At 45.6% G+C, this 664-nt stretch carries 1 protein-coding gene; it reads left to right on the top strand.

From position 1 onward, the window contains the following. Positions 1-8: 8 nt before the first annotated feature. Positions 9-664 (top strand): IS4 family transposase (locus H4J63_RS19805; RefSeq protein WP_220467257.1); only part of this gene is annotated, 656 nt, incomplete at its 3' end.

The following is a 664-nucleotide window of genomic DNA, read 5'->3' as shown; positions in this document are numbered from 1 at the left end:
GGCACATTATGATTAACGAACATACTCATTGGGCAAAACAACAATTCGGTAAATCGGACTTAGGTGATCCAAGAAGAACAGCGCGTCTGGTAAAGTTAGCATCAACGCTTGCAAATGAACCAGGAAAACCACTTGTAAACATCACTCAATCCCCCGCCGATATGGAAGGTGCCTACCGCTTTATTCGCAACGAGAATATTGACGCAACGGCTATAGCAGAGTCAGGCTTTAAAGCCACGGTTGAACAAGCAAAAAGTCATAACTTATTGCTCGCATTAGAAGACACGACCACACTAATTTATAAACATTCCTCCATTCGAGATGATTTGGGTCATGTCGGACGAGGAGCAAAACAACGAGGCTTGTTAGCTCATAGCGTATTACTGTTTGCGCCAGACACAAAGCAAGTTGTGGGATTAATTGAACAGTCTCGCTGGAGTCGTGATATCAACACGATTGGAAAAAGAGAAAAACACGCGACGACTTCTTACGAAGAAAAAGAAAGTTACAAGTGGGAGTCAGCGTCACGAGCGATGGCAGAGCGGCTGCAAGGACAAATGGCGAACGTGATATCGGTGTGTGACCGCGAAGCGGACATCTACGAATACTTGCAGTATAAACTGACCGAGCAGCAACGATTCGTCGTACGCTCGATGCAAAGTCG

The organism is Pseudoalteromonas sp. 5Ae-yellow, from assembly GCF_014077565.1.
Taxonomy (GTDB): Bacteria; Pseudomonadota; Gammaproteobacteria; order Enterobacterales; family Alteromonadaceae; genus Pseudoalteromonas.
The sequence above is the reverse complement of the archived record's forward strand: the minus strand, read 5'-3'. Positions and strand labels throughout refer to the sequence as shown.